Source organism: Paraburkholderia sp. J94 (genome assembly GCF_905220285.1).
GTDB classification, from domain to species: Bacteria; Pseudomonadota; Gammaproteobacteria; order Burkholderiales; family Burkholderiaceae; genus Paraburkholderia; species Paraburkholderia tropica_A.
Genome location: NZ_CAJMZH010000015.1, coordinates 164,084 through 186,019 on the forward strand (window position 1 = coordinate 164,084; position 21,936 = coordinate 186,019).

At 65.9% G+C, this 21,936-nt stretch carries 20 protein-coding genes and 1 pseudogene; 6 read left to right on the plus strand and 15 right to left on the minus strand.

Annotated elements, in window-relative coordinates; genetic code table 11:
- Positions 1–4: 4 nt before the first annotated feature.
- Entirely contained in the window at positions 5–859 is an 855-nt protein-coding gene (locus U4Y88_RS28575; protein WP_224012727.1) for an alpha/beta fold hydrolase, read from the minus strand.
- Positions 860–1,061: 202 nt separating this feature from the next.
- Positions 1,062–2,239: pseudogene (locus tag U4Y88_RS37795) on the minus strand (GNAT family N-acetyltransferase).
- Between the two features lie 219 nt (positions 2,240–2,458).
- Here U4Y88_RS37795 and U4Y88_RS28590 point away from each other — a divergent pair.
- On the plus strand, positions 2,459–3,238 hold the full coding sequence (locus U4Y88_RS28590; protein ID WP_321787904.1) for an enoyl-CoA hydratase: 780 nt from the start codon (positions 2,459–2,461) through the stop codon (positions 3,236–3,238).
- Here U4Y88_RS28590 and U4Y88_RS28595 read toward each other — a convergent pair whose 3' ends face one another.
- Together U4Y88_RS28595 and U4Y88_RS28600 are read right to left on the minus strand one after the other, a co-directional pair.
- Complete coding sequence (locus U4Y88_RS28595; protein ID WP_321787993.1) at positions 3,239–3,670, minus strand: MarR family winged helix-turn-helix transcriptional regulator; 432 nt, start codon at positions 3,668–3,670, stop codon at positions 3,239–3,241.
- 149 nt (positions 3,671–3,819) lie between these two features.
- A complete protein-coding gene (locus U4Y88_RS28600; RefSeq protein WP_321787905.1) occupies positions 3,820–4,308 on the minus strand; it encodes a cupin domain-containing protein in 489 nt (162 codons plus the stop codon).
- 240 nt (positions 4,309–4,548) lie between these two features.
- Here U4Y88_RS28600 and U4Y88_RS28605 point away from each other — a divergent pair, with 240 nt between their 5' ends.
- Both U4Y88_RS28605 and U4Y88_RS28610 read left to right on the plus strand, forming a co-directional pair.
- On the plus strand, positions 4,549–5,784 hold the full coding sequence (locus U4Y88_RS28605) for a hypothetical protein (protein WP_321787907.1): 1,236 nt from the start codon (positions 4,549–4,551) through the stop codon (positions 5,782–5,784).
- A gap of 574 nt (positions 5,785–6,358) precedes the next feature.
- Complete coding sequence (locus U4Y88_RS28610) at positions 6,359–7,924, plus strand: amino acid permease (protein WP_321787909.1); 1,566 nt, start codon at positions 6,359–6,361, stop codon at positions 7,922–7,924.
- Between the two features lie 138 nt (positions 7,925–8,062).
- On the opposite strand, the gene U4Y88_RS28615 is transcribed toward U4Y88_RS28610, so the two are convergent.
- Entirely contained in the window at positions 8,063–9,148 is a 1,086-nt protein-coding gene (locus tag U4Y88_RS28615) for a porin (RefSeq protein WP_224012719.1), read from the minus strand.
- Positions 9,149–9,379: 231 nt separating this feature from the next.
- Positions 9,380–10,351, minus strand: coding sequence for an ABC transporter substrate-binding protein (locus U4Y88_RS28620; protein ID WP_321787911.1), 972 nt, complete (start codon positions 10,349–10,351; stop codon positions 9,380–9,382).
- A 176-nt stretch (positions 10,352–10,527) separates the two neighbouring features.
- Between U4Y88_RS28620 and U4Y88_RS28625 the strand changes: the two genes are divergently transcribed.
- Positions 10,528–11,439, plus strand: a complete 912-nt coding sequence (locus U4Y88_RS28625) for a LysR family transcriptional regulator (protein WP_321787913.1) — start codon at positions 10,528–10,530, stop codon at positions 11,437–11,439.
- A 49-nt stretch (positions 11,440–11,488) separates the two neighbouring features.
- Here the strand turns inward: U4Y88_RS28625 and U4Y88_RS28630 are convergent, their stop codons facing one another.
- From U4Y88_RS28630 to U4Y88_RS28660, 7 genes are all read right to left on the minus strand, one after another.
- Entirely contained in the window at positions 11,489–13,096 is a 1,608-nt protein-coding gene (locus U4Y88_RS28630) for a rhodanese-related sulfurtransferase (RefSeq protein ID WP_321787915.1), read from the minus strand.
- The gene (locus U4Y88_RS28635) at positions 13,093–13,689 is read right to left on the minus strand and encodes a cysteine dioxygenase (RefSeq protein WP_321787916.1); all 597 of its coding nucleotides are present in this window, start codon (positions 13,687–13,689) and stop codon (positions 13,093–13,095) included. Before U4Y88_RS28635 ends, U4Y88_RS28630 begins: the two co-directional genes overlap by 4 nt.
- Positions 13,689–14,501: a class II aldolase/adducin family protein gene (locus tag U4Y88_RS28640; RefSeq protein WP_321787918.1), complete on the minus strand. Its 813-nt coding sequence runs from the start codon at positions 14,499–14,501 to the stop codon at positions 13,689–13,691. The genes U4Y88_RS28635 and U4Y88_RS28640 overlap by 1 nt, the downstream gene beginning before the upstream one ends.
- A gap of 20 nt (positions 14,502–14,521) precedes the next feature.
- Entirely contained in the window at positions 14,522–15,616 is a 1,095-nt protein-coding gene (locus tag U4Y88_RS28645) for an LLM class flavin-dependent oxidoreductase (RefSeq protein ID WP_321787920.1), read from the minus strand.
- Between the two features lie 253 nt (positions 15,617–15,869).
- Positions 15,870–16,145, minus strand: coding sequence for a pentapeptide MXKDX repeat protein (locus U4Y88_RS28650; RefSeq protein ID WP_321787922.1), 276 nt, complete (start codon positions 16,143–16,145; stop codon positions 15,870–15,872).
- 64 nt (positions 16,146–16,209) lie between these two features.
- Positions 16,210–16,995, minus strand: a complete 786-nt coding sequence (locus U4Y88_RS28655; RefSeq protein ID WP_321787924.1) for a molybdopterin-dependent oxidoreductase — start codon at positions 16,993–16,995, stop codon at positions 16,210–16,212.
- 51 nt (positions 16,996–17,046) lie between these two features.
- Positions 17,047–17,706 carry a cytochrome b/b6 domain-containing protein gene (locus U4Y88_RS28660; RefSeq protein ID WP_321787926.1) on the minus strand — a complete coding sequence of 220 codons (660 nt, stop codon included), beginning with the start codon at positions 17,704–17,706 and terminating at the stop codon, positions 17,047–17,049.
- 423 nt (positions 17,707–18,129) lie between these two features.
- On the opposite strand from U4Y88_RS28660, the gene U4Y88_RS28665 reads away from it, so the two are divergent.
- Positions 18,130–18,675, plus strand: coding sequence for a sigma-70 family RNA polymerase sigma factor (locus U4Y88_RS28665; protein ID WP_224012993.1), 546 nt, complete (start codon positions 18,130–18,132; stop codon positions 18,673–18,675).
- The gene (locus tag U4Y88_RS28670) at positions 18,672–19,313 is read left to right on the plus strand and encodes a DUF1109 domain-containing protein (protein WP_321787928.1); all 642 of its coding nucleotides are present in this window, start codon (positions 18,672–18,674) and stop codon (positions 19,311–19,313) included. The genes U4Y88_RS28665 and U4Y88_RS28670 overlap by 4 nt, the downstream gene beginning before the upstream one ends.
- 18 nt (positions 19,314–19,331) lie before the next feature.
- Here U4Y88_RS28670 and U4Y88_RS28675 read toward each other — a convergent pair whose 3' ends face one another.
- Both U4Y88_RS28675 and zwf read right to left on the minus strand, forming a co-directional pair.
- Complete coding sequence (locus U4Y88_RS28675; RefSeq protein ID WP_321787995.1) at positions 19,332–20,087, minus strand: ROK family protein; 756 nt, start codon at positions 20,085–20,087, stop codon at positions 19,332–19,334.
- A gap of 190 nt (positions 20,088–20,277) precedes the next feature.
- Complete coding sequence (gene zwf / locus U4Y88_RS28680) at positions 20,278–21,933, minus strand: glucose-6-phosphate dehydrogenase (RefSeq protein WP_321787930.1); 1,656 nt, start codon at positions 21,931–21,933, stop codon at positions 20,278–20,280.
- Positions 21,934–21,936: the final 3 nt, after the last annotated feature.

Consider the following 21,936-nt stretch of genomic DNA (forward strand, 5'->3'; position numbering starts at 1 on the left):
TGCATCAGACTTGCGCGATGAAGTTGCGCACGTAGGTGTTGAACAGGTCGGGATGCGTGCCGTTCATGCCGTGCGTCGCGCCCTTCATGGTCACGCGCTGCGCGAACTCGATCCACTCTTCGAGCGCTTCCACGTTGTTGCGGAACATCAGCGGGCTGCGCTGGCCGTCGATCAGCAGCGTGCGGCACTTGATGTCGGCGGCGGGGCGGCGCGTGTAGGCGGGCAGCGGATCGTCGAGTTGCTTGGGCAGCGTCGTGGCGTTGGCGATCGCCATTTCGCGGAACGCGTGCGGGCTCTTGCGCCACGCGCCGGGCATGCTCACGGAGTCGACGAACAGTTCGAGACCTTCTTCGAGCAGACCGTCTTCGATCATGTTCGCGGCGCGCGTGCGCAGCGCGTTGGTCGCGGGCGGCAGCACGTCTTCGTCTTCTTCGAGACGGCGCAGCGGGCCACCCGGATCGGCGAGCACGAGCGTGCGCACGAGGCGCGGATAACGGCGCGCGAGGTGATAGGCGATCGAGCCGCCGCGCGAATGGCCGACGACGTGAACCGATTCGAGCCCCATCGCCTCGATGAAATCAGCCAGTTCGTGCAGATGGCTTTCCCAGCCGAATTCGCCCTGGATGCAGGCGTCGGCGGCCGGCCAGTAATGGCTCAGGCTCGGCGCGATGCAGCGGAAATCGTCCGCGAGTCCGTCCAGTTGGGGCGCCCAGTAGCGGTAGTCGCACAGCGAGCCGTGCACGAACAGGAGCGGTTCGCCGGCCCCGCGTTCGAGATACGGCAGGACGACACCCGAGTTCAGCGTGGCGAACGACAGGTCGGGCGGGGCAAGAAGGGACGGATCGATGCGTTGGTTCACGGAGATGTACTCCAGTCGCGGAGATGACACTTTGCCGCAGGTCAACGCTTAAGGGAAACGAAATTAATTGAACGTTGCGATAAGGTTTTCTGATTGATTGCGCTACGGTTGCGGCTGGGTTTGGAACCGATTTCAGCGAAGGCTTAAACGACCGGCGAGCGGGCGATACGCGCCCGCATCGCCTTGCCGTCATGGACGCGGCTCACAGCGCGAGCTGGTAGCGGACGAAGTCGTCGGCCTGAACGAACGTGTCGTAGAGCTTGCGCGCGGGATTGTCCTGGCGCGTGTGCCAGTAGAGGCGCGACCAGCCGCGCGCGCGTCCGAGCGCGACGAGATCCTCGATCAGCCGCTTGCCGATGCCCACGCCGCGATGCGCCGGATCGACGAACAGGTCTTCCAGATAGCCGATCGGCGCCTCGACCCACGTGCCTTCGTGCAGCACGGCGATGCTGAAACCCACCACGTGCGTACCCGATTGCGCGACGCGGCCGAGCATCGGAACAGCCGGATCGAGCAGGCGCGCCCACGTGTGCGCGCTCACACGCGGCGCGACCTCGGTTTCGTAGAACGCCGTGTAGCCCGCCCAGAGGCGCAGCCAGTCTTCGCGGTCGGCGGGCGTGACGTCGCGGATCACGAGTGCTTCGGTTTGAATCGGCGTCATGCGCGTGCGCTCCCTTCGCGCAGGCTCGCCAGCGACGCGCGCTGCTGACCGTCGGCGTCGAAGTTGCTGCTTGCGAGCCACCGCTCGAAACCCGTGCGCACCTGCGGCCAGTCCTCGTCGATGATCGCGAACCACGCGGTATCGCGGCTGCGCCCCTTATAGACGACCGCTTGCCGGAAGATGCCTTCGTACTGAAAGCCGAGCCGCAGCGCGGTCTGACGCGAGGGCGCGTTGAGGCTGTCGCATTTCCATTCGTAGCGCCGATAGCCGAGGTCGTCGAACACATAGCGCATCAGCAAAAATTGCGCTTCGGTCGACAGCGCGCTGCGCTTGAGCAGCGGCGAGAACGTCACGCTGCCCACTTCGATCACGCCGTGCGCGGGATCGATGCGCATCAGCGCGAAGGTGCCGACGGCCTTGCCGGTCGCGCGGTCGATGATCGCGTAGTGCAGCGGGTCGGCGGACGCGGCGGCCTTGGTCAGATATTCGCGGAACGCGGCGAAGTCGGTGAACGGGCCGGTGAAGAGATAGGTCCAGTCGCGGCCGTCGGCGGCCTGGCGATAGGCTTCGAAGAGGTCGGCGGCGTGACGCTCGACGTCGACCGGTTCGATGCGGCAGCGCTCGCCTTCGATCGTCACGCGCGCGGGGCGCTCGCGCGGCGTCCAGTGGTCGACGGCGGGGCCGATGGGCTGCTCGAATTCGTTGATGCGGGAGGCCATGAGTGCGTTCCTGAGGTCCGTGGCGCGCGCGTTCGCGCGATAGGACGGATAAGGTAACGCAGTGGTGGTTCCTTGCAAAGATCCACGGAAATGGGGTTCGTTGGGGCCACGGTCGTGCGCGGTTCGCACCGACTTCACGCCGCTCTCGCGTTTACTTCGCATGCGAATAAAATTATACTTCGCATGCGAACTTTAACACGCCTCTCTGGAGACGAGACGATGACCCCGGAAATTCAGGTGGAACTGGCAGACGGTGTATTGACCGCGACGATGTCCCGGCCCGACAAGAAGAACGCGCTGACGAATGCGATGTACGGCGCGCTGGCCGACGCGGTCGCGCGCGCGAACGACGACGACGCGATCCGCGTGCTGCTGATCCAGGCCGACGGCGATCTTTTCACGGCGGGCAACGACGTATCGGAATTCGCCGCGCAGGCGATGGGTAATCGGGACGCGGAGGAGCGCCACGTGCTGCGCTTTCTGCGCGCGCTGGCCACAGCCACGGTGCCGATCGTCGCCGCTGTGCAGGGCAAGGCCGTGGGCGTCGGCACCACGATGCTGCTCCACTGCGATTACGTGCTGCTCGCCGACGACGCGCAACTGATCACGCCGTTCGTGAATCTCGCGCTGGTGCCGGAAGCGGCGTCGAGTTATCTGCTGCCGCTGCGCATCGGGCACACGCGCGCGTTCGAAATGTTCGCGCTGGGCGATCCCGTTCCCGCCGATTCCGCCGTCGCGTGGGGCATCGCGAACCGGACCGTGCCGCTCGCCGAATTACGCACGGAAGCTCGCCGTATCGCCGGGAAACTCGCCGCGCGGCCCACGGGCTCGCTCACGGCCATGAAGCGCCTGATGCGCGACGCGGAAAAGCTGGTCACGCAGATGGACAGCGAAAGCGCGATTTTCGTCGAGCGTCTTGCGAGCGCGGAAGCGAAAGAAGCGTTCACGGCGTTCGCGCAGAAGCGCGCGCCAGATTTCACGAAGCTTGCGCGGCAGTGATCAGGCGTCGTCGTCGAGGGCGGGAAACTTGTCCTGCAAGCTGCCGAGCCAGCGCGCCACGACGTCGATTTCGGCTTCGCTGAAGCCTTCGGTCAGACGCGCGTTCAGATCGGCGAGACCGGCTTTCGAACGCTTGACGGCCGCGCGTCCGTCTTTCGTGAGCCAGAGCCGCGAAGCGCGGCGGTCGTTTTCGTCGGCGTGGCGCTCGACGAGACCGGCGCGTTCCGCACGATCCACGAGGCCGCTCATGCCCGGCGCCTTGAGGTCGAGCGCGGCGGCCGCCTCGCTCGTCAGCGCGCCGTCGTTTTTCGCCAGATAGAACAGCAGGCCGACTTGCGCCGCCGTCGCGCCGCCCGACGCCGCGCGCGCCTGCGACCAGCGATGCAGACGCCGCTGGCCCACATTGAGCAGATAGACGAGCCGATGATCCATGCCCCGCACCTCGAATTGCATGCCGCCGCCGCGCATCGACGCGCGTGAATGGCTTGAGTGAATAGCTTGAGTGAATAGCTTGAGTAAATAGTTCGCGTGCGAATATTAACATGCGCGTCAGGCGGGCTTTCCGGCGCGCGGGGCGTGGCTTACTCGCTCTGCGCCCGGCCGTCGTGCGGGCCGATGGGCCGCTCGGGCCAGTCGGTCCAGCCATCGTCGCGGGTGGCTTGATGCGCCGCGTTCAGCGGATAGTGAATGCGGTTTTCCGGCTTCGTCACCTCGCCGACGACCATCAGCCGCACTTCGTCGCGCGTGTTGTTCAGAAAGGTGTGGCAAATGCCCGTGCCCGCCGGAAACCCCACCGAATCGCCCGGTTGGAGCCGATGCAGATGGCCGTCGATCCAGACATCGGGCGTGCCTTCGAGCACGTGCACGAATTCTTCCTCGGCGCTTTCCGCGTGCGGATACGACGTGCGTCTTCCGGGCAGCAGCCGCACATGATGAATGCCGATGCGCGTGAGCCCGAACGTGCGGGCCAGCGGCGCGCCGATGCCCATGAGTTCGGTGTCGCCGGTGTAATGGCTGTCGTCCGGTCCTTCAAGCTCGGTCCAGTGCCGGATAAAAGCGGGGCGTTGCATGATGCGGCTCCCAGAGAAGACAATTTGCGTATGACACCATCGGCTTGCCGCGGTGTCCATCGAATTCGGCCGATGCGGTCATGAACGGCAAACGATTGCGCGCGGGCCCTGAAGCATTCCTCTCGACGCGGGCCTTCAGAATGCGCGAATCGCGCCGTTAGCCGTTGGATCGACGCGGTTTCGCGCATCGCCTGGCTGTCGTGCCGGCACTCGTTTCCTCGACAACAATATTCAAAGACCATGGGTTTCTTCGACCGTTTCCGCAAAGCGCCCGCGCCGCCTGCGCCGCCTTCCGTGGCGGAATTCACGGAGCTGTTTCTGTCCGCGTTGCGTGCGGCGGGCGACACGCGCACGTGGTGCGTCGAACTGGAGCACGATCGTCTCGTGCAGACGGAACTCGCCGACGGCGTGCAGCCGGGCATCATCAATCTGTCGAACATGTACCGGGACTACAGCAACGCCGCGCCGCAAGATCGCGAGGCGTCGCTGCGCCGGATGGCGGCGGGCATGATGCATCAAGACCTGCCCGCCACGCTCGCCGAGGCGAGGGCGAAGCTCAGGCCCGTGATCCGCAGCGCGACCGAACGCGGCGTTCTCGATCTCCAGACCCACGGCCACGCGAAGCGCCCGGACATCGCGTTTCGCGCGTTGTGCGGAAACCTCGAAATCGGCATCGCCTGCGATAGCGAATTCAACGTGATGCGGCTCGGCGACGCGCAACTGGCGAAGTGGGGCGTGAGCTTCGACGAAGCGCTCGCGATCGCCATCGACAATCTGCGCGAGGCGTCGTCGCAACCGTGGCTGGCCTTGCAGAACGGCGTGTTTCTCTCGCAGTTCGGCGACTTTTACGACGCCTCGCGCCTGTTGCTGACCGACCTGCTGTATCGCCAGGCGATTTCCGGCGCGCCCGTCGTGATGGCGCCGAACCGCACCGTGCTGCTGCTCACCGGCGACCGCAGCGAGGCGGGCTTGCAGACGCTCGTCGAGCTGGCCGAGCAGGCGTACACGCAGTCGCGTCCGCTGCCGCCGCTCATGCTGCGCTGGAACGGCGACGCGTGGGAGCGCTTCGTGCCGCCCGCGCTGGCGGCGAGGCTGCATCGCATGCGGCTGCGCGAACAGGATGCCGATTATCAGGACCAGAAGGGCCTGCTCGACGAGCTGCACGTGCGCGAAGGCCGCGATGTGTTCGTGGCGAAGCACACGGTCCTGCAAAGTGCCGATGGCGCGCAGCGCAGCGTCTGCGCGTGGAGCGAGGGCGTGCACGCGCTGCTGCCCGATACGGACTTTTTCGTGCTGGTGCGCGATGCCACGAAACAGACGGCGTTCGTGCCGCGCGCCGTGGTGATGGAGCGTTTCGCGGCGCACCTGAAGCCGACGCCGTATGTGCCGGTGCGCCACGAAGTCGTGGGCTTTCCCGACGAGGCGGAATTCGAGGAAATGCTGGCGAGCTACGAAAAGCTGCCGTCGGGCGGCTGATGGGCGTTGTCGGCGTCATGGGGATGATCGGCGTTATCGCAACTAACAGCCAAGGCTGCGCGCGCCACACCAGACGTCACCCGTCACGCGCGGCCAGTGAACAGAAGGCCGCGCGTTATGTCCCCATCGGCCGGCAATCGAGTCGGCAATCGGGTTGGCAATTAAGTCAGCAATCACGCCGGCAATCACGCCGATCCCCGTTCGCGCCCCGATATTTCATCAAGCGCCACGGCGCATCCGCGCCCACGTACACGCTTAAACCGCCGCAATCCCGCCACCAACCCAGTGCAAACTTCAGCCGCATGCGCGACGTGCGGCGGCCACTGCTATAAAATCGCGGCTCCAGTCTTCGAGACGAGCGGCGTCAGCGCTCGATCAGCTCGATCAATCGGCACGCCTGTCCGGGCGTTGCGTCAAGGTGTTGTGTCAAGTGCTCTGCTATTCGCGGCGACTTCGGCGCCGCTTACCGCCTATCGACGGCGGTTAGCTTCTTGCGCAATCGCATGGGTCATCGGGCTTTCCGGGAGCCTCGAAGCCTTACCCAGCAACACATAGAACACACACACAGATTTATATGGATTCGGATCCGCATCGCGTTTCGGAAAATGCTTCCGGCGCCGGCGACAACAAGCCCGCCTTGCATCGCAGTCTCAAAGCCCGACACCTGACCATGATCGCCATCGGCGGCTCGATCGGCACGGGCCTGTTCGTCGCATCGGGCGCGTCCATTTCGCAGGCCGGCCCCGGCGGCGCGATGGCCGCGTACCTCGTGATCGGCCTGATGGTCTACTTCCTGATGACGAGCCTCGGCGAAATGGCCGCGTTCATGCCGGTCTCCGGCTCGTTCGCGACCTACGGCGCGAAGTTCGTCGACGAGGGCTTCGGCTTCGCGCTCGGCTGGAACTACTGGTACAACTGGGCGGTGACCATCGCCGTCGAACTGGTGGCCTCGCAGCTGGTGATGAGCTACTGGTTCCCGCACGTGCCCGGCGGCTGGTGGAGCGCCGCGTTTCTCTGCGTAATGTTCCTGCTCAATGCGCTTTCGGTGCGCGGCTTCGGTGAAGCCGAATACTGGTTCTCGCTGATCAAGGTGATTACGGTGATCGCGTTTATCGGCGTGGGCCTGCTGATGATCGTCGGCATCCTGAAGGGCGGCGCCGATCACGTCTGGGGCAATTTCGCGCTCGACGGCGGCCCGTTCACGGGCGGCCTGCCGGCCTTGCTCGGCGTGACGATGATCGCGGGCTTCTCGTTCCAGGGCACCGAGCTGATCGGCGTGGCCGCGGGCGAATCGGAGAATCCGGGCCAAACCATTCCGCGCGCGGTGCGTCAGGTGTTCTGGCGCATCCTGCTGTTCTACGTGCTGGCGATTTTCGTCATCGGCCTGCTGATTCCGCACACCGATCCGAACCTCCTGAAATCCGACGTCACCGATATCGGCGTGAGCCCGTTTACGCTCGTGTTCCGCCGCGCGGGTCTGGCCATGTCGGCCGGCGTGATGAACGCGGTGATTTTGACGGCCGTGCTGTCGGCGGGTAACTCGGGCATGTACGCGTCCACGCGGATGCTCTACAACCTCGCGATCGAAAAGCGCGCGCCGAAGATCTTCGCGAAGCTCTCGCAAAGCGGCGTGCCGCGCAACGCGCTGTACGCCACCACGGCGGTGGGCGCGCTGTGTTTTCTCTCGTCGATGTATGGCGACAAGACCGTCTATATGTGGCTGCTCAACACCTCGGGCATGACGGGCTTTATCGCGTGGCTCGGCATTGCGGTGAGCCATTACCGCTTCCGCAAGGGCTTCGTCGCGCAGGGCTATTCGCTCAAGCAACTGCCTTATACGTCGAAGTGGTTTCCCATCGGGCCGATTTTCGCTTTCGCGGTCTGTCTGATCATCATGCTTGGCCAGGACTATCAGGCCTTCGTCGCCGACAAGATCGACTGGGCGAGCGTGCTGGCGACCTATATCGGCATTCCGCTGTTTGCGCTGATGTGGCTCGGCTATCGCCTCGTGAAGAAAAGCCGCTTCATTCGCTACGACGAGATGGATATTCAGGCGTTCGCCGATCGCGCCGCTCGCGCCGATCGCATGACGCCGTCGCGCGATGCAGCGCAAACGCAGCGCGAAGGCGCGGTGCAATAAGCGCAATACGCGCTATTAGCGCAGTCGACACAGTCAGCACTGTCGATCGAAAGACCCAAAGAAAAACCGCCCGCGTTTTGCAACGCGGGCGGTTTTTTTACGTCTTCGAACCCAGCGCCCGAAGCGGGCGCCGCGTCATCAGAAGATGTTGCGCAGACCGATTGCGACGCCGGTCTGGTTGTTGCGGCCCGGGTAGTCCGCGAGGTAAGCGCCCGTGCCGCGCGTGAAGTCGACCGTGCCGTAGACTTCCGTGCGCTTCGAGAGCGAGTACTCGGCGAGCAGCGTGGCCGAGTAGTTGATACCGACGCCGTAACCGCCGTCAGCCAGCGCAGCGTTGCGTGCATGGCCGTAGTAGCCGGCCAGCGTGATCGCCAGCGGCGTCGTGGCTTGCCACGTCGAGCCGACGTAGAAGTTGTCGTCGATACGGTTCAGGCTCGAGATCAGGGCCGGTGCGCCGCTGACCTGCTGTTGCGCCTGGTCGACCGTGCCCGAGTTGTCCTGCGAATGCAGCCAGCCTGCCAGCAGGCGCACCGTCGGCACGACCGTGTAGACGAGGCCGACGTTGGCGATGTTGAACTTCTTGCCCGAAACGTCGTTCTGCTGGAAGCCCACGAGGCCTTGCACCGGACCGAACGCGTACGAAGCCGTGAAGCCGTACATCGAGTTCTGGCCCGTGCTGCCCGCGACGCCGCCGAAGCCGTACATCGCTTCAACATGCAGGCCGCCGATCGTGTTCGTGTACTTCGCGGAGCTGTTCGTGAAGAGGAACGGGCCGACCGGGTTGTACGCCCAGCTGTCCTGCCAGTAGTCGGCGACGGTCAGCGGATCGAACGTGTTGCCCATTTCGTCGAAGAACGGCGTTTGCTGGCGACCGAAGGTCAGCGTGCCGTACTTCGTGTTCGACAGACCGACATACGCGTTACGCTGGAACAACTGGTTGCTCGTGTTCGCGAGCTTGCCGTTCCACAGATTGAACTGGTTTTCCAGCTTGAAGACAGCCGACGTGCCGCCGCCCAGATCTTCCGTGCCCTTCAGGCCCCAACGGCTCGGCGTCACGACGCCTTCGCGCATCGAGATCAGGCCGTCGTTATTCGAGTTCGCGTTGGTTTGATAGCGCAGCGCCGTATCGACGAGGCCATACAGCGTCACCGAGCTTTGTGCGAATGCCGATTGAGCCGATGCGGCCAGCAGTGCGACGCCGAGCGCCGCGGTGGTCTTCTTCATGTGTTCCCCGTTTCTATTCGTCTGGATCGCCGCGCGGCAGGCGCGCTAGCGGTCGGATCTGGATATTCCGTGCGCGCCGGCGGAGTCCAGCGCGCTGAAAGTGGCGCAATGATATTTCGAACAATTTAAATTCCTGTAATGAAATCGATGCGCTGTCGCCCTTCTGCAACAAGGCTCCGCCGTGGGGTTGACGGTTTTTGGCCCACCGTCAGGTCCACGCTTGATGTCGCTTTAACGCGAATTTAAGGGGAATTGCTGATTGAAACTGGGCGTGACGTCGAGCCGCGCCTTGATGACATCGGCGCGGTGATAGAGGTCGGCGGTGCGTTGCTGCTCGGCGATCAGGCCATCGTCGATGGCGACCGGCTGCAATTGCGCACGCTGATAAACCGTCTTCAGCACGTCGGCGGGCAGGCCCGTCACGCGCGATTGAATGGCCGCGACGTCGTCCGGGTGCGCGAGCGCCCAGCGCTGGCCCGCGGCCACGCGGCGCAGAAAGTCCGCAATTTCAGCGTGTTTCGTGCGGATCGCTTCATCGGTGGCGGCTTGGAAGCTCAGGCCCGATGAGACGCCCACGCCATTCGCGATGCTGCGGTCGTGATCGCGCGACTCGGCCAGCGCCACATACGGGTCCCACGTGGACCACGCATCGACGGTGCCCGAAGCGAGCGCGGCCTTCGCGTCGGCGGGCTGCATGAAGGCCCACGTCACGTCGCTGAGCTTCAGATGCGCGCGCTCCAGCGTGGCCACGGCGAGGTAATGGCCGATCGAGCCGCGCGTGGTGGCGATGCGCTTGCCCTTGAGATCGGCGGCCGTGCGCATCGGCGACGACGCGCTCACAAGGATCGCGAGATCGACGGGCACCGAGCGCGTGGCCGACACGGCGCGAATTCTCGCGCCGGCGGCGTAGGCGAAGATGAGCGGCGCGTCGCCGAGTCCGCCCACGTCGATCGCGCCCGCGTTGAGTGCTTCGCCAAGCGGCTGCGCGGCCGGAAAATTGAACCACTCGATCTTGTACGGCACGTCCTTCAATTGACCCGATGCTTCGAGAATGCCGCGCGTCTGCAATTGCTGGTCGCCGACCTTGAGCGTGGTGTCGGCGTGCGCCGCGTTCGCGAAGAAGGCGAACGATGTCGCAAACGATGCCGCGAGCGCGGCGAAATAGCGGTGAATGAAGCGAAAGCGTGAAGCGGAACGGCGCATGGATCGATCCTCGATAGCGGAACTGGCGTGAATGGCCCACGATAAGCAGCGCATCGTCATAACGCAAACGCATTGTTCTTCTATCTAAATATGCAAGAAGCAGTAGGCGCATCTTGAACCCGAGCGGTCATTCACGTAGGCTTAGCCGCCAGGTGCATCACGCAGGAACTCCATTCATGAAACTCGACGAGATCGAAGCCTTCGTGGCCGTCGTGCGCAGCGAATCGCTGAGCCAGGCCGCCGAAGCGCTCGAATTGACGCAACCCGCCGTCACGCGGCGTATCCAGAACTTCGAGGAAGCGCTGGGCGTCGCGCTGCTCGACCGCAACACCAAGCCGCTGCGCGCCACGCCGATGGGCCGCACGGTCTACGAACAATGCCGCGCGATCCAGCGTGAAGTCGACGCGCTGCGCCAGCTCGTGAACGACGGCGCGCCGCTCGCGGGCGTGCTGCGTCTGGGCGTGGCGCAAACGGTCGCCGACATCGCCATGCTCGACGCCTTGCAGGCGCTGCGTGCGGCGCATCCCGAACTGCAGGCGCGCGTCTCTACCGGCTGGGGCGCGCCGCTGCTGCAAAAAGTGGAAGACGGCGAACTCGACACCGCCGTGGTGCTGTTGCCCGCGAATCGCGCGCTGCCCGAAGCGCTGGCGGGCGAAATGCTCGGCGCGCTCAAGCTGGCCGTGGTTGCACAAAAAGGGTTACTCAAGCGGCGCGCGCACACGCTGGCGGAATGCCAGTCGTTCGGCTGGGTGCTCAATCCCGACGGCTGCGGCTTCCGCGCGGGCTTGCAGCACGCGCTGGCCGCGCAAGGTCACACGCTGCGGCTGAACCTCGAAACGCTGGGCGCGGAATTGCAGCTCGGGCTCGTCGCGGACGGCGTCGGTCTCGGCCTCGTGCCGCAGCCGCTCGTGACTGCGAGCGCGCATGCGGACCGGCTCGATGTCGTGCAGATCGCCGATTTCAAGCCGGAAATCGCGGTGTGGATCGTGCGCTCGCGTGCGATCGGGCGCATGGAATCGGCGCTCGCGGTGCTCGCGCAAAGCATCGCGCGCCGCTTTAAGGCGGCGCGCATCGCAAAGGCGGCGTGAAGGGCAAGGCTCGTTTCGAGCCTTGTTTTCAGGGCTCGAATCACGCGTCTCAGATCACGAAGAAGCCATGCGTGCCATCGCGGCCGAGTTGCTCGACGAGACCGTATTCCCATTCGAGGTACGCGTTCATCGCTTCGCGCGCGTTGCCGGTGCCTTCATACGGACGCCGGTAGCGGTCGATGCGCGGCGAGGCCAGCGTCGCCTCGCCTTCTTCTACCAGCAATCCCGCGCGAATCCACGCCGACGTGCCGCCTTCGAGCACTTCGACGGGCTTGCCCGTGAGCGCGGCGATGTCCGACGCGGCGAACGGCGCGAGCGCATTCGTCATGCACACGGCCACGTAGCGCTTCGCGTCGGGCAACGCGCGCAGATCGGCGAACCCGGGCGCGAGGTGCGAGCGCAGCGTCCAGTACGCGCCCGGAATGTGCGCCTTCACGTGATTCGCACTCGACGTGAAATCGAGCACCACGGTGCCGTTGTCCGCTTCGGCGAGCCGCCCCGCGAGCGCTTCGGGCGTGATCGACGCCACCGGCGCGGGTAACGGTTTTTGTGCTTGCCACGCGCCATGCGCATCGAGATCGGCGGGCGATGCATCGTCGATCACATAGACGTCGATGTTCATCTGCGCGAGCCACGAGGCCGTCATGTTCGCGCGCACGCCGTCGTCGTCGAACAGCACCACGCGCGCGCCGCGAACCGGCGCGAACATTTCGGTTTCCTGAACGAGTTGACCGCCGGGTGCGCCGACGAAACCGCTCGCGTGCGCCTGCTCGTATTCCTCGGGCGTGCGCACGTCGAAGCGATAGGTCGTGCGCTGGGTTTCAGCCGTCCAGCGCGCGGCCTCGGCGATCGTCGTGCGGCCCACGCCCGCGCGCTCGGCCAGCGTGCGCGCGGCGCGTTGCGATGCTTCGAGCGTGGCGTCGTCGCGGCCCGCTTCCGGGTCGAACTGGCGCGTGCTGCCGTGCTCCAGCGTCTGCCCCGCGAGCGTCCAGCCGATCGTGCCGTTGCGCAGCGCGGCGACCGGATTCGGCAGCCCTGCATTCACGAGCGACTGCGTGCCGATGATGCTGCGCGTGCGCCCCGCGCAATTGACGATCACGCGCGTGGCCGGATTGGGCGCCAGCGCGCGGGCGCGCAGCGCGAGTTCCGCGCCCGGCACGCTGATGCTGCCGGGAATATTCATCGTGCGGTATTCGTCGAAACGGCGTGCGTCGAGCACCACGACATCGGCGCCGCTGCGTAACAGCGCGTCGACCGATTCAGCGGACAGCGAGGGCGTATGACGCTGCGCTTCGACAAACTCGCCGAACGCCTTGCTCGGCACGTTGACGTCGCGAAACACCTCGCCGCCTGCGTCGATCCAGCCGCGCAGCCCGCCTTCGAGCAGCGCGACATCGGTATAGCCGAGTGCATCGAGCCGCTGCGCCGCGCGTTCGGCGAAGCCTTCGCCGTCGTCGAGCAGCACGATCGGCACGTTGCGGCGCGGCAGCTTGGTCCACGCGTCGAGTTCGAGTTTCGCGAGCGGCAGGTTCGCCGCAAACAGCGGATGGCATTGCGCGTGCGGATCTTCCTCGCGCACGTCGAGCAGGGCGATTTCGCGTTTCGCGAGCAGGGCGGCGCGCACGTCGTGAAGGCTGCGCGTGGGAAAAGACTTCATGTGACGGGATGTTCCTTGCTGAGGTCCCAGAGATTCGGGAGGAGATCGTTCGAATAGCCGGAGATGAAGGGCTTGGGCGGCGCGTCGGCGGGATAGGTCGCGCGGCGCACCGCGCCGATGTTCGCGCCATACACGTGGATGCTGATCGAGACGCGGTCGTCGAAGGCGTTGCGCACGCGATGAATGTCGCCGATCGCGGGCGAGACCGCTTCCACGTCGCCGCGCGCGAGACGCACTTCCGCGCCGTGTTCGTGCAGCGCGCCGTCGGCATCGCGCCGGTAGCCCTGCGCATATTCCGCGCCGCGCAGCACGCCGATGAGTCCCCACACCGTGTGGTCGTGCACGGGCGTTTGCTGCCCCGGGCCCCAGACGAAGCTGACCACGGAAAAGCGCTCACGCGCGTCGGCGTGCAGCAGATACTGGCAATAGCGCTCGGGCGAGGGTTGTGCGAATGCGTCGGGCAACCAGTCGTCGTCGCGCACGAGTTCGCGCAAGGCGGCGAGGCCGCGCTCGATCAGCGCGGGTTCCTCGGGCGCTTCGTCGACAAGGCGCGCGATCTCGCCGACGAACTCACGCAGTTTGTGTATCGCCATCAGTCGAGCAACTCCGGTTCGGCGGCGACGAGGCCCGCGTAAAGGCTCTCGAACGCATGCTGCGCGCCGCCGGGGCGGCCCACCTGCTGATGCGTGAGCGCGGCCACGTCGTGCGCAATGCGCTGCGGCGTGCCCGCCGCTTCGGCGAGCAGTTGCGCGTGGCAGGCATTGTCGAGCGCGATGTACCACCACGCGGCGGCTTCCACGCTCGGACCGGCGGTCAGGATGCCGTGGTTCTTGAGGATCGCGGCCTTGTGCAGCCCGAGCGCGGCGGCAATGCGCGCGCCTTCGCCGGTGTCGAGCACGACGCCCTGGAAGTCGTCGAACAGCGCGTGATCTTCGTAGAACGAGCAGGCGTCCTGCGTCAGCGGATCGAGCGTGCGGCCGAGCGTCGACCACGCCTTGCCGTAGAGCGAATGCGTGTGCGCGGCGGCCACCACGTCGGGGCGCGCTTCGTGGATGGCGGCGTGAATGGCGAACGCGGCCTGATTCACGGGGCCGTGGCCCACCACGATTTCGCCGTCGCGATTCACGAGCAGCAGATCGGAGACGCGCACGCGCGCGAAATGCAGGCCGAGCGGATTGACCCAGAAGTGGTCGGGCCATTCGGGATCGCGCGCGGTGATGTGGCCCGCGAGCCCCTGATCGAAGCCGTAGCGCGCGAACAAACGAAACGCGCCCGCGAGCCGCTCCTGGCGATGGCGTCGTTCTTCGGCGACGCTGCGTGTACTGGCGGCGCTGTCGTCGTCGAACCAGAAGCGGCGCACGGGCGGCTGGCGGAAGTCGTGCGCGATATCGAGAGCCGTGGTCATGATGTGTTCCTGTTCGTCGATCAAGCGGCTTTCGAAGCGGGTCGTGAGGCGGCCGCGCGCGATGTGAGTTCGCGCGTGGCCGGAATCAGCACGCGGCCATAGTCGATGGCGTCTTCGAGCGGATCGAAGCCGCGGATCAGGAAGGTCGTGACGCCGAGCGCGTGATACTCGGCGAGCGTCTGCGCGACCTGTTCGGGCGTACCGACGAGCGCGGTGGAATTCGAGCGTCCGCCGATCTCCTTCGCCACGGCGGTCCACAACCGTTCGTCGGCGCGCACGCCGTCGCCGCCTGCCGCGAGCAGGCGCCGCGCGCCTTCGCTCTGCAGCGGGCCGCCGGCTGCGACGCCCTGTTCGGCGCGCAGACGGCGCGTGGCTTCGAGGATGTGCTCGGCGCGCTCCCACGCGGCCTTTTCCGTATCGGCGAGGATCGGGCGGAACGACACCGAGAAGCGCACGCTGCGGCAATGCTTCGCAGCTTCGGCGCGCACGCGCTCGATCAGTTCCTTCACTTGCTGCTGCGATTCGCCCCACAGCGCGTACACGTCGGCATGCTTGCCCGCCACTTCGAGCGCGGCCGCCGACGCGCCGCCGAAATAGATCGGCACATGCGGCTGCTGACGCGGCTTGATTTCCGAATGCGCCTGCTCGAAGCGATAAAAGCGGCCCGTGTGATCGAACGGCTTTTCCTCGGTCCAGACGCGCTTGAGAATCTGCAGATATTCGTCGGTGCGCGCGTAGCGCTCGTCGTGCGTCAGGAAGTCGCCGTCACGGCGCTGATCGGTGTCGCTGCCGCCCGAAATGAAGTGGACCGCGAGACGGCCGCCCGAGAAGTGATCGAGCGTGGCGAGCTGGCGCGCGGCGAGCGTGGGCGCGACGAAACCGGGCCGATGCGCGAGCATGAAATGCACGCGCGAGGTCACGCTCGCGGCGTAGGCGATGGTGAGCGTGGCGTCCGGGCTCACGGAGCTATGCGGCACGAGAATGCGGTCGAAGCCCGCGTTTTCGTGCGCCTGCGCGAAGCTGCGCACATAGTCGACATCGATTGCGGGGCCTTGCGCGAGATGCGTTTCCGACACCTTGCGCTGCTGGATCATGCCTATGAATTCGACGCTCATCGTGGCTCCTCGGCTCGCGGACGGCGAGCAGCCGCCGGCGCATGGGTTCGTGTTGGGGGCGCGGCGCGCGCGGACGCCGCGCCGATCGCAATCAGCCTATCACCGCGTCATGCGCAAATTAAATAGTGATTTCATATAAAGATTTCAGATGTGCATGTTAAGGCGGCCCGCGCGCACAAAGAAAAAGCCGCGCTCCCGCGTGAGCGGGAAGCGCGGCTGGCGGCGCGGCCGGCGCGGAGTGCGTGTAGTGCGCTTACTTCGACATCGCGCCCGACGCGCCGTGGTCCATGCCCATGGCGTTGTCCTTTTTCATCGGCTTGCTCATCTTGTCGTGGGACATCGCGCCGCCTTTGCCCATGTCGTCCTTCGACATGGCGTCCTTGCCCATCGTGTCCTTGTGCATGCTGTCCTTCGACATCGCGTCGTTGGACATGGCGCCACTGCCTTGCGCAAAGGCGCTGCCTGCGCTCAGGCCCAACGTGGCGGCGAAGGAAACAGCGGCGAGTGCGGCGATCGTGATCTTCTTCATGGTCATGCTCCTGGTGAGTGAAACGTTCTGCAAAAAAGCAGGGTGAAAGATGGGTTTCGGTGCGTTACGAACCGCCGAACCAGTTGTAGCCCTGATCGACCCAGTAACCGCCCGGGTAAGTGTTCGTGACGACAATCTCGACGATGTGCTTGGGGTTCTTGTAGCCGAGCTTGGTCGGCATGCGCAGCTTCATCGGATAGCCGTATTTCGCGGGCAGACGCTGACCGTCGTAGTCGAACGCGAGCAAGGTCTGCGGATGCAGCGCCGTGGCCATATCGATGCTTTCGTAGTAATCGTCGGCGCAGCGGAATGCCACGTAATGCGCGCTCGTGTCCGCGCCCACGCGGCGCAGGAAGTCGCCGAACGGCGTGCCGCCCCAGCGCCCGATCGCGCTCCAGCCTTCCACGCAGATATGTCGCGTGATCTGGTCGGCGTGCGGCAGCGCGTAGAGTTCGGGCAGCGTCCAGACGCGCTGGCCGGTCACGAGTCCGCCGAGCTTGAGCCGATAGCTGCCGCCATCGACCACGGGCGCCTGATCCTCGCTATAGAACGCGTTGAACGGAAACGGCCGCGTGATTTGCGCCTCGCTGTAGGTGGGCGCGAGCTGGTGCGGATTGAAGATGAAGGCCTGCACGCGGTCGTTCAGGCGCGACACGGCGGAAAGCAGCGTGTTGACCGAGGCGTCGTCGGTGATCGAGCAGCCGGTCAGCATCGAGAGGCCGCCGAGCGTGAGCAGGCGCTTGCCGAACAGACGCCGCGCGGGCATGTCGAGCTTGTCGATCTCGCGGCGCGCGTCGGTGAGTATCGCCGCGCGGTCCACCGTGATGATCCGCTTGTCGTTCGTGTTCATTGGGAATCCTTATGGAATGCGCGATGCCGGTTTCGCGAACGGGCGTGGCGATCAGCGCCCGCGCAGCATCGTGAGCAGCGAGCGCGGCACGAGCGCGACCATCGTCACGTGAACCACCACGAACGCCGCGAGCAGCGCCATCGCGCAGAAGTGCACCACGCGGGCGCGGTCATAGCCGCCCATCAGTTCGCGCAGCACGGGAAACTGCACCGACTTCCAGATCGCGAGGCCAGAGAGCACGAGCACGATCAGATCGGCGATGGCCACCAGATACGCGAGCTTCTGCACGGCGTTGTACTGGCGCAGATCGGCGTGCGAGAGCTTGCCCGTGAGCGCGGCGCGCAGATCGTGCACGACCGCGCTGGGACTCAGCGGAAAGAACTTCGCAAACAGGCGGCCGCTCGCGAGATTCAGGCCGAGATACACGAGGCCGTTGAAGACCAGCAGCCACATCGCCGCGAAATGCCATTGCAGCGCGCCGCCGAGCCAGCCGCCCAGCGTGATCGACGGCGGAATGACGATGCCGCGAAACACCGGCGAAGCGTCGTAGATGCGCCAGCCCGAGAACATCATGACGAGTGCCGCGAGCGCGTTGAGCCAGTGCGTGACGCGCAGCCAGAGCGGATGAATCGGGCGCTCGCGGCGCGCTGCGGGTGCCGCTGGCTCAACGGCGCGCTGAGCAGCATCGGGTGTTCCGGCGGTCGGTCCCATGGCGAATCCTCGTGGGGCAAGTGCGTGACGGTTACGTGTGAATTCGCCGCGCGCGCTTCGGCGGTTACAGCACGCATGAAAATTTTTCGCGAACGGTGCGCTGCGCAAATAAATCCACGCAGCGTGTAACCGGCGCGGCGCACGCGACGAATAACGTCGATACGGCGCGCACGCGATGAACGAACACGGAGGACCAACAAGGTGAGCTGGGCAAAAGCGGCGGCAAGACGATGGCGGATGCGGGTACCCGACGCCCACGGCGGCGGCGCGGGCGCTATTGCGATGCGCAATGCGTTCGGCTACGCTCAGACCATCGATCCCGGATTCCACGCGGGCTCGGAACCGCGCCAGCCCGCCGCGAGCTTTCACGAGGCGGGCGCTCCCGTCACGCCAACCGATCGTCGCGCCAGCCCAGGACGCCCTGTGTATCCCGCGGAAATCCGTCTCAAAGCGCTGTTCGTCAGCGGACTGGAAGGTGACGCCGACGCCTACCGCAGCTTCCTGCAGGAACTCACACGCCATTTGCGCGGCTATCTGCGCCGCCGCATTCCGCAGATGCACGACGACGTGGAAGATCTCGTGCAGGAAATCCTGCTCGCGGTGCACAACGCGCGTCACACGTGGCGTCCCGACGAACCGCTCACGGCCTGGGTGCACGCGATCGCCCGCTACAAACTGATGGACTTTTTCCGCTCGCGCGCGCGCCGCGAATCGCTCAACGATCCGCTCGACGACCATACCGACCTGTTCGCCACGCCCGATGACGAACCCGCGCAGGCGCGCCGCGACATCGGCAAGCTGCTCGACCAGTTGCCCGACAAGCAGCGCCTGCCCATCGTGCATGTGAAGCTCGAAGGCTTGTCGGTGGTGGAGACGGCGAAGCTCACGGGGCTCTCGGAGTCCGCGGTGAAAGTGGGCATCCACCGCGGCCTCAAGGCGCTCGCCGCGCGCATCCGGGGGGCGCAATGAAAACCGACGACCTGATCAGCCTGCTTTCCACGGGCGTCGCCAAGGTGGACCGCAAGGCCGCGCTGCGCCGCTTCGCGCGCGCGCTACCGCTGGGTTTCGCGGGCTCGCTCGCGCTGATGAGCATCGTGTTCGGCGTGCGCCACGATCTGCTCGCGGTCGCGCAGACGCCGATCTTCTGGGCCAAGCTCGCGTTTCCGATCGGCGTGGCGCTGGCGGCGGCGCTCGCGGTGAGCCGCCTCGGCCGTCCGGGCGTGCGCGGCGGCTACGCGTGGGCGCTGCTGGCGGTGCCGTTCGTGGTCGTGTGGGCGGGCGGCTGGCTCACGCTCGGCGAAGCGGAGCCCGCGCAGCGCGCGACGCTGGTGCTCGGCCTGTCGTGGCGCACCTGCCCGTTCAATATCGTGCTGCTCTCGGTGCCCACGTTCGCGGCGGTGTTCTGGGCCGCGCGCGGCCTCGCGCCCACGCGCCCGCGCGTGGCGGGCGCCGCCGCCGGACTGTTCGCGAGCGCGCTGGCGACCATCGCCTACTGCGCGCATTGCCCGGAAATGAGCCCGGCGTTCTGGAGCGTCTGGTACGCGATCGGCATGTTGCTGCCCGCCGCCATCGGCGCGTGGCTCGGACCGCGCCTGCTGCGCTGGTAAGCGCGGTTACGCCGCGATCTATTCGAATTCGCCGGTGCGCAGCGTCGCGGCGGGCAACTGCCGCGTCTCGCGCACCGAGCGCGGATGCCACAGACGCGCGCCGCCCTCGATGCCGCGATCGTTCGGCACGGTCGCCACGTTCGGCGGCAACGCAAACGTCAGACGTTCGGCATTGCCGCCGCCGATCCAGAGCTTGTCGTAATGCACGAGCGAATCGAGAATGCCGATCACTTTCTCGACGCGCCGGTTCCAGCGCTTGTTGCCCGCCTTCTTGCGCGCCGCGTCGCCGATATATTCGTCATACGCGTGCTTCTTGCTGACCGGATGATGCGCGAGTTCGAGATGCGGCATCAGCTCGCCGTCGCGGAACAGCGCGGTGCCCGCGCCCGTGCCGAGCGTCAGCACGAATTCGAGGCCGCGTCCTTCGATGGCGGCGAAGCCCTGCATTTCCGCGTCGTTGATCATGCGCACCGACGCGATGCCCAGCCGCTCGCCGAGCAGCCGCGCGAGCGGCACGTCGTGCCAACCTTCCACGCCGAGATGCGGCGCGGTGAGCACGCGGTTGTCGCGCACGAAACCGGGAAAGCCGATCGACACATGCTGCGGCGGATACTGCGCGATCAAGGGCTGCACGAGCGTGTGCAGCGTCTCGACGAGCAGGTCCGGCGGACACGGATGCGGCGTTTCCACGCGCACGCGCTCGGTGCGCATGGCGCCGTTCGCGTCGATGATGGCCGCCTTCAGGCCGGTGCCGCCGATGTCGATGGCGAGGATGTTCTCGGGCTGGTGCGCGCGCGTTGCCGGAGTCTTCTTCTCCGCCGTCTTTTTAACGGCCGCCTTCCGGCTTGCCGTTGCGCGCTTCGTTGTCGCCTTCGTTATGACCTTCTTTGCCGCCTGCTTCGTGGTTGTTTTTCGTGCTGTTGCCACTCGTGCCTCCGTTGTTCGTGCGTGCGATATGTCGAGTTTATGGGCTGACGGGATCGTCCGCCGCGAGCGTGCGCCAGGCGCGGCCGTCGCGCGCGAGCAGCGCGTCGGCTTCGGCGGGACCGGCGCTGCCTGCGGGATAGTCGTGCACCGGAATCGGCGCGCCGTGCGGATGCAGCACGCCATCCACGGCGGCCCACGCGGATTCGATGCTGTCCGCGCGCTGGAACAGCGTCTGGTCGCCGAGCATGCAGTCGTAGAGCAGCGTTTCGTAGCCCACGTTGGCGTGCTCCGCGAAAAACTGCTTGTAGTCGAACGACGAATACGCCGCGCCCACGCGCATGACCGGCCCCGGCACCTTCACGTTGAAATCGAAGCGCGTGCCGTGCGTCGGGTCGATGCGCAGCGTCAGCACGTTGGGCGTGAGCGCATCGACGGGCGTGTCGCGGAACAGCCGGAACGGCACCTGTTTGAGCTGCACCGAGATCTCCGTGCGGCGCGCCGCGAGCCGCTTGCCCGTGCGCAGATAGAACGGCACGCCCGCCCAGCGCCAGTTGTCGATGTGCACGCGCGCGGCCGCATACGTGGGCGTCGTGCTGTCCTTCGCCACGTTCGGTTCGTCGCGATAGGCCACGCCCGCCGGGCCTTTCGCGTATTGCCCGAACACCACGTCGTCGCGCTTGAGCGGCAGCAGCGCGTCGAAAATTTCCGCCTTGCGGTTGCGCACCGACTCCGCGTCGAACGAATTGGGCGGCTCCATCGCGATCATGCCGAGCAACTGGAACAGATGGTTCGGCACCATGTCGCGGAACGCGCCGGTCGGCTCGTAGAAACTGCCGCGCCCTTCGACGCCGATCACTTCCGACGCCGTGATCTGCACGCTGTCGATATATTCGCGCCGCCAGATGGGCTCGAACATCGCATTCGCGAAGCGCACCGCGAGAATGCTCTGCACGGTGTCCTTGCCGAGAAAATGATCGATGCGATAGATCTGCGATTCCTGCGCGAAACGCAGCAGATGCCGGTTCAGATCGCGCGCGCTGGCGAGGTCGCTGCCAAAGGGTTTTTCGATGACGATGCGGCGGAACGGGCCGTTGCCCTCGTTGCCTTTATCGTGCGCGCCGTCCTGCTTGAGCAGGCCCGCCTTGCCGAGTCGCTCGACGATCGGCTTGAAAAAGCGCGCACCGACGGCGAGATAGAACACCACGTTGCCGCGTTGTTTGCCGGAAGCCTGGCCTTCGAGCTGCTGAGCCAGACGCTGATAAGGCGCGTCGTCCTCGAAGTCGCCGGCCATGTAGTGCAGGCGCTGCGCGACCCAGTCCCACGCGCGGTCGTCGAGCTTGCCCGCGTGAAAGGTGCTGGCCTTGTCGGCGGCGAATTGCGCTAGCGCGTCGTGCAGATCGTCGCGCCACGCCTCGGTCGCGCGCTCGCCGTGATTGACGCCGATGATCTGCATGCCGCCGTCGAGCAGGCCATCGACGGCGAGGTTGTAGATTGCGGGCATCAGCAGGCGTTTCGTCAGATCGCCGCCCGCGCCGAAGATCACGAGCGTGCAGGGCGGCGCAGGATGCTCGCCGGCGGGCGAAGCGGGCGCGCGCGGCGCGGCTTGCGGATTTTGCGCGTCGTGCGGATGGGCGGGCAGCTTGGCGCTGGGCCGCGCGTTGGCGGCGTCGTGATCGGAGGCATTCGTCGGCATGAT